Origin of the sequence: Streptomyces sp. NTH33 (assembly GCF_003236365.1) — a bacterium.
Lineage (GTDB): Bacteria > Actinomycetota > Actinomycetes > Streptomycetales > Streptomycetaceae > Streptomyces.
On sequence record NZ_POTZ01000402.1, the window covers coordinates 1 to 6,400 of the forward strand.

Annotated in this window: 5 protein-coding genes and 1 pseudogene; 4 read left to right on the forward strand and 2 right to left on the reverse strand. The window is 70.5% G+C overall.

Annotated features, from left to right (window positions below; translation table 11 throughout):
• Positions 1 to 842, forward strand: a pseudogene (locus tag C1I97_RS28595) (RNA polymerase sigma factor SigF); the annotation flags it as partial.
• A gap of 69 nt (positions 843 to 911) precedes the next feature.
• Here C1I97_RS28595 and C1I97_RS28600 read toward each other — a convergent pair.
• On the reverse strand, positions 912 to 1,379 hold the full coding sequence (locus C1I97_RS28600; protein WP_111006026.1) for a hypothetical protein: 468 nt from the start codon (positions 1,377 to 1,379) through the stop codon (positions 912 to 914).
• Between the two features lie 115 nt (positions 1,380 to 1,494).
• Between C1I97_RS28600 and C1I97_RS28605 the strand changes: the two genes are divergently transcribed.
• Both C1I97_RS28605 and C1I97_RS28610 read left to right on the forward strand, forming a co-directional pair.
• Complete coding sequence (locus C1I97_RS28605) at positions 1,495 to 2,463, forward strand: diacylglycerol/lipid kinase family protein (RefSeq protein WP_111006027.1); 969 nt, start codon at positions 1,495 to 1,497, stop codon at positions 2,461 to 2,463.
• Positions 2,464 to 2,780: 317 nt separating this feature from the next.
• Complete coding sequence (locus tag C1I97_RS28610; RefSeq protein WP_003992873.1) at positions 2,781 to 3,038, forward strand: WhiB family transcriptional regulator; 258 nt, start codon at positions 2,781 to 2,783, stop codon at positions 3,036 to 3,038.
• Between the two features lie 180 nt (positions 3,039 to 3,218).
• On the opposite strand, the gene C1I97_RS28615 is transcribed toward C1I97_RS28610, so the two are convergent.
• The gene (locus C1I97_RS28615; RefSeq protein ID WP_181446961.1) at positions 3,219 to 4,685 is read right to left on the reverse strand and encodes a sensor histidine kinase; all 1,467 of its coding nucleotides are present in this window, start codon (positions 4,683 to 4,685) and stop codon (positions 3,219 to 3,221) included.
• 680 nt (positions 4,686 to 5,365) lie between these two features.
• Here C1I97_RS28615 and nagB point away from each other — a divergent pair.
• On the forward strand, positions 5,366 to 6,151 hold the full coding sequence (gene nagB, locus C1I97_RS28620) for a glucosamine-6-phosphate deaminase (RefSeq protein WP_111006029.1): 786 nt from the start codon (positions 5,366 to 5,368) through the stop codon (positions 6,149 to 6,151).
• Positions 6,152 to 6,400: the final 249 nt, after the last annotated feature.

Genomic DNA, 6,400 nt, shown 5'->3' on the forward strand with positions numbered 1-6,400 from the left:
GGGAAGGGCAACGGGCGGGACGATGAGCGAGCACGAGCGAAACTCCGAGGGCGACGGGCAGGGCGCGCACGGCGCGCAGCACGGTCCTCAGGACCGCAGTGGTGCACGCGCGATGTTCGTCGAGTTGCGCACGCTGAAGGAGGGCAGCCCGCAGTACGCGGAGTTGCGCAACCAGCTGGTCCGCATGCACCTGCCGCTCGTCGAGCACCTCGCGCGCCGCTTCCGCAACCGCGGTGAGCCGCTGGACGACCTGACCCAGGTCGCCACCATCGGTCTGATCAAGTCGGTCGACCGGTTCGACCCGGACCGCGGCGTGGAGTTCTCGACGTACGCGACCCCGACGGTCGTCGGCGAGATCAAGCGGCACTTCCGGGACAAGGGCTGGGCGGTGCGCGTGCCGCGCCGGCTGCAGGAGCTGCGCCTGTCGCTCACCACGGCGACGGCCGAGCTGTCCCAGCTGCACGGCCGCTCCCCCACGGTGCACGAGCTGGCCGAGAAGCTGGCCATCTCCGAGGAGGAAGGTGCTGGAGGGCCTGGAGTCGGCCAACGCCTACTCCACGCTGTCCCTGGACGTCCCCGACACCGACGACGAGTCCCCGGCGGTCGCCGACACCCTCGGCGCGGAGGACGAGGCGCTGGAGGGCGTGGAGTACCGCGAGTCGCTCAAGCCGCTGCTGGAGGACCTTCCGCCGCGCGAGAAGCGGATCCTGCTGCTGCGCTTCTTCGGCAACATGACCCAGTCGCAGATCGCGCAGGAGGTCGGCATCTCGCAGATGCACGTCTCCCGGCTGCTGGCCCGCACGCTGGCCCAGCTGCGGGAGAAGCTGCTGGTGGAGGAGTAGAAGCAGAGGGAGGGCCGTACCGGAAAAGGGCCGTAGCGCTCCTGCCGGACGACCGCTGCCGGACAGGCCCTACCGCTGCGGGGTTTCCCGGGTGCGGTCCGGGCCCTTGATGCCGAGGGCCCGGGTCGTCGCCGGGTTCACGAGCAGCACCAGCGAGGTCACCGCCACGACGGCGAGCGCGATGCCGGCCGGGATGGCCGCACTGTCGGCCTGGAGCAGGTTGTAGGCCACGGGCAGCGCCAGGATCTGCGTGATGACCGCCGGTCCCCGGCTCCAGCTGCGGCGCAGCAGCAGCCCCCGGGCGGCGAGCAGCGGCAGCAGCGCGAGCACGAGCACCGTGATGCCGCCGGTGATGCCGGTCTGCCGGTCGACCCCGTCGCCGGTGATGCCGAAGACGAGCATCCAGACACCGCCCACAAGCAGAGCGAGCCCTTCCAGCGCGGACAGCGCCGCCGCGTACGTCAGCCGCCGCGGGCGCGGGCCGGCGGCACCCGTGGCGTCCGCGGTTTCCTGGGCGGGGTTCTGCTCACTGCTCACCCCAGCAGGGTAGCTCTCGCGACGCGGACCGCCGTGTGCAGGCTCACGTCCGGATCCTTACCCGATTCCTACCGGGGTGTGGGCCGGGTACTGTCCGGTAGGTACGCTGCACCCCATGCGTGCACTTCTCGTGGTCAACCCGGCGGCAACCACCACAAGCGCACGTACGCGCGATGTGCTGATCCACGCGCTCGCCAGCGAGATGAAGCTGGACGCGGTCACCACCGAGTACCGCGGCCACGCCCGCGACCTGGGCCGGCAGGCCGCGGACAGCGACGACATCGACCTGGTCGTGGCCCTCGGCGGCGACGGCACGGTCAACGAGGTCGTCAACGGCCTGCTGCACCGCGGCCCGGACCCCGAGCGGCTGCCCCTCCTGGCGGTGGTCCCCGGCGGCTCCACCAACGTCTTCGCGCGCGCCCTGGGTCTGCCCAACGACGCCGTGGAGGCCACCGGCGCGATCCTGGACGCCCTGCGCACCGGCAGCGAGCGCACGGTCGGCCTGGGCCTCACCTCGGGAACGCCGGGCACCGACGACGCGGCCGTCCCGGAGCGCTGGTTCACCTTCAACGCCGGGCTCGGCTTCGACGCGGGCGTGGTCGGGCGGGTGGAACAGCAGCGCGAGCGCGGCAAGAGGTCCACGCACGCCCTGTACGTGCGGCAGGTGGTCCGCCAGTTCCTCGGCGAGCCGAGCCGGCGGCGCGGGACGATCACCCTGGAGCGGCCCGGGGAGGATCCGCTCACCGAGCTGGTGGTGGCCATAGTGTCGAACACCTCACCGTGGACGTATCTGGGTAATCGCCCGATGTACACGTCCCCTAAGGCCTCGTTCGATAAAGGGCTCGACGTACTCGGCCTCAGCCGTCTGTCCACCGCCGCGGTTGCCCGGTATGGGACCCAGTTGCTCACTTCGTCCCCCGAGCGCGGCCCTCATGGCAGGCATGCGGTCTCACTGCACGACTTGAGCGGCTTCACCTTGCATTCGAAGGTGCCGCTCCCCCTTCAGATGGACGGTGACCACCTCGGGCTGCGTAAGAGCGTGACGTTCACAGGCGTACGCCGTGCACTGCGTGTGATTGTGTGAGTAGAAGGGCCCAAAGTCCTTTCACTCGAACGTTTAGACCAGGGTCCACCCCATGGAAGTACGGCTGTGACCTAGTCGACACCGAGGAATCAAAAAAAACTTTCCGGAAGGGGTTGTATCCGCCGCTGAGGTTTGCGAGTCTCTACGTGGCGATCGGGACGGCCCACCACACGGGCCCCAGAGATCACCAAGAACCCCTCTTCAATCCACAGGACCACGCCAGGGAACCTGGCAGTCGGCCCTTCACTTGTCGAGGGATTCGTGAAAGCGTTCACATTCACAAGCAACCCGCACGAGTACCGAGAGAGGTAGCAGCCATGGACTGGCGTCACAACGCCGTTTGCCGCGAGGAAGACCCCGAGCTGTTCTTCCCCATCGGCAACACCGGTCCTGCGCTGCTGCAGATCGAGGAAGCCAAGGCCGTCTGCCGTCGCTGCCCGGTTATCGAGCAGTGCCTGCAGTGGGCGCTCGAGTCCGGTCAGGACTCCGGCGTCTGGGGTGGTCTCAGCGAGGACGAGCGCCGCGCGATGAAGCGCCGTGCCGCCCGCAACCGGGCCCGTCAGGCCTCCGCCTGACCACGGCCACCCCGCTGACAGCCTGAGCTTGGCGGCGCGTACAGCGAGTACGCATCCCCCGCCCCCGAGCCGCAGCGCGCAGTACCCCCGATGCGCAAACGAGCCGCAACGAGCGACTAGCCCCGGACCGATCCCGGTCCGGGGCTCTTTGCTGTGTGCGCTACTGGTGCGCCGGGACCGCTACTTGTGCGCCCGCACCGGAATGTCGAGGATCACGCGCGTGCCGCGCTCCGGCGCCGGCACCATGTCGAAGGTGCCGCCCAACTCGCCCTCGACCAGGGTGCGTACGATCTGCAGGCCGAGGTTGCCGGAGCTGTGCGCGTCGAAGTCCTCGGGCAGGCCCACGCCGTCGTCCTGGACGGTGACGAGCAGGCGGGCCTCGCGCGAGGTGCCGCCGCGGACCGCGGAGACCTCCACGGTGCCCGTGTCGCCCTCGCGGAAGCCGTGTTCCAGGGCGTTCTGCAGGACCTCGGTCAGCACCATCGACAGCGGGGTGGCCACCTCGGCGTCCAGGATCCCGAAGAGCCCGGTGCGCCGACCGGTCACCTTGCCCGGCGAGATCTCGGCGACCATCGCCAGCACCCGGTCGGCGATCTCGTCGAACTCCACCCGCTCGTCCAGGTTCTGCGACAGCGTCTCATGGACGATCGCGATCGACCCGACCCGGCGGACCGCCTCCTCCAGGGCCTCCCGGCCGCGTTCGGACTCGATGCGCCGGGCCTGCAGCCGGAGCAGGGCCGCCACCGTCTGCAGGTTGTTCTTGACCCGGTGGTGGATCTCCCGGATCGTCGCGTCCTTGGTGATCAGCTCGCGCTCGCGGCGGCGCAGTTCGGTGACGTCCCGCAACAGCACCAGCGAACCGATGCGCGTGCCCTTGGGTTTGAGCGGGATCGCCCGGAACTGGATCACCGCGCTGTTGGCCTCGATCTCGAACTCCCGGGGTGCCCAGCCGCTGGCCTGCTTCACCAGCGCCTCGTCCACCGGGGCCAGGGAGGGGGCGAGTTCGGCGGTGGTCCCGCCCAGGTGGTGGCCGACGAGGTCGGCGGCCAGGCCGATGCGGTGGTAGGCCGACAGCGCGTTGGGCGAGGCGTACTGGACGACGCCGTCCGCGTCCAGCCGGATCAGTCCGTCGCCGACCCGCGGCGCGACGTCCATGTCGACCTGCTGGTCCGGGAAGGGGAACGCGCCGGCCGCGATCATCTGCGCCAGGTCCGAGGCGCTCTGCAGATACGTCAGCTCAAGACGGCTCGGGGTGCGCACGGTCAGCAGGTTGGTGTTGCGCGCGATGACGCCGAGGACGCGGCTCTCCCGCCGTACGGGGATGGACTCGACGCGGACCGGGACCTCCTCGCGCCACTCCGGGTCGCCCTCGCGCACGATCCGCCCCTCGTCGAGCGCGGTGTCCAGCATCGGGCGGCGGCCGCGCGGGACGAGGTGGCCGACCATGTCGTTCTGGTAGGAGGTGGGGCCGGTGTTCGGCCGCATCTGGGCGACGGAGACGTAGCGGGTGCCGTCGCGGGTGGGGATCCACAGGACCAGGTCGGCGAAGGAGAGGTCGGAGAGCAGCTGCCACTCCGAGACCAGCAGGTGGAGCCACTCGAGATCGGAGTCGTCGAGGGCGGTGTGCTGGCGTACGAGTTCGTTCATGGAGGGCACGTGTGCGAGCGTACCCGGGCGTTTGTACGGTTCTGAAATGGTACGGGCGCGTACGGCGGCGGACGGTGGCGTACGACTCCGGAGAACCCGGGCCGCAAAGACACCCGCGGGCCGCGGCGCCTGGGAGGGACCCTCAACCCTCCCGGCACCGCAGCCCGGAGCAGTATCGGCCGTGGGGTGTGCGGTCCCGGTCGGCCGAAGGGTGAGGAGCCGGGGCAGTCAGGGCAGAGAGCTCCGGATCCTCGGTCCGCCTTCCTGTGCGGGGAAGGCGGAGGCTCGTGCGTCGGACGTTTCGAGCATTCTGGACTAGACCACTTGGCCTGTCCATGCGTCGGACGGCGGTTGTTGTGGTTTCTTCATCGGTCGGCCGGGCCGGGCCCGGGGCCAGGCGGGTCGGTCAACTGGCCGGAACCTCCCAGCATGCACCACGCAGCCTAGCCCGCCCGGCTCGGCAACGGGACCAGTTGGCCGGGGCAATTTCCGCGTGCGCTCCGAGCGCCTCGGATTCCCCGTGACCCGCGCCGTCGCACGCCGGTCGCGCACCCGCCCCTCATGGGCACGGACGTGCATGTCTCTGTTAGATTGGACTGAGGTTGGATTGGTCTAAACCACCTACTTGTCGACCCCCGTCAGCGGGTCCCGTCCCCTCTTCCCAGATCGGCAGGCTCAGCGTGGAAGTTGTCATCGTTCCGGACGCCAGAGCAGGCGGCGAGCTCGTCGCGGAGGCCATGGCGCAGCTGCTCGGGCGCAAGCCCGACGCCGTGCTCGGCATGGCCACGGGTTCGACGCCGCTGCCCGTGTACGAGGCGCTGGCGGACAAGGTGCGCTCCGGCGCCGTGGACGCCTCACGGGCGCGGATCGCCCAGCTCGACGAGTACGTGGGACTGCCCACCGGGCACCCGGAGTCGTACCGCGAGGTCCTGCGGCGCCAGGTGGTGGAGCCCCTCGGTCTCGGGATGGACTCCTTCCTGGGGCCCGACGGCGCCGCGGAGGACGTGCAGGCGGAGGCCGAAGCCTACGAGAAGGCGCTCGCCGAGGCCGGCGGCGTGGACCTCCAGCTGGTCGGAATCGGCACGGACGGGCACATCGCGTTCAACGAGCCGTGCTCCTCACTGTCCTCGCGCACCCGGATCAAGGTACTGACCGAGCAGACCCGCGCCGACAACGCGCGCTTCTTCGACGGTGACATCACGCAGGTGCCGCACCAGGTCATCACGCAGGGTGTCGGCACGATCCTCGACGCGCGGCACGTGGTGCTGATGGCCACGGGCGAGAGCAAGGCGGAGGCGCTCGCGGCGACCGTCGAGGGACCGGTCGCCGCCATCTGCCCGGCCTCGGCCCTGCAGCTCCACCGGCACGCCACGATCGTCGCCGACGAGGCCGCCGCCTCCAAGCTGAAGCTCGCGGACTACTTCCGCTACGCCTACGCCAACAAGCCGGTCTGGCAGGGCATCTAGTCCCCGCACGCGCACGCGAAGGTGCCGGCCGCCCCGGGTGGGGGTGGCCGGCACCTTCGGCGTTGGGGCCACGGAAGCCGGACCGGGGGAGTCCGCCTCCACGACGGTGACGTCACGGACGGCAAGGGCGTCGGCCGCCCCGGGGCGGGGCGGCCGACGCTCTGTCCGTCCGGGCTACGCCCCCGCGATGACCTCCGCCGCCGCCCGGCCGCAGACGCGCGCCGCGCCATGGGTGGCGATGTGGAGGGA

Excerpts from the sequence above, each read along its gene's own strand:
- C1I97_RS28605 (WP_111006027.1), top strand. The coding sequence starts at position 1,495 with ATGCGTGCACTTCTCGTGGTCAACCCGGCGGCAACCACCACAAGCGCA.
- C1I97_RS28610 (WP_003992873.1), top strand. The coding sequence starts at position 2,781 with ATGGACTGGCGTCACAACGCCGTTTGCCGCGAGGAAGACCCCGAGCTG.
- C1I97_RS28615 (WP_181446961.1), bottom strand. The coding sequence starts at position 4,685 with ATGAACGAACTCGTACGCCAGCACACCGCCCTCGACGACTCCGATCTC.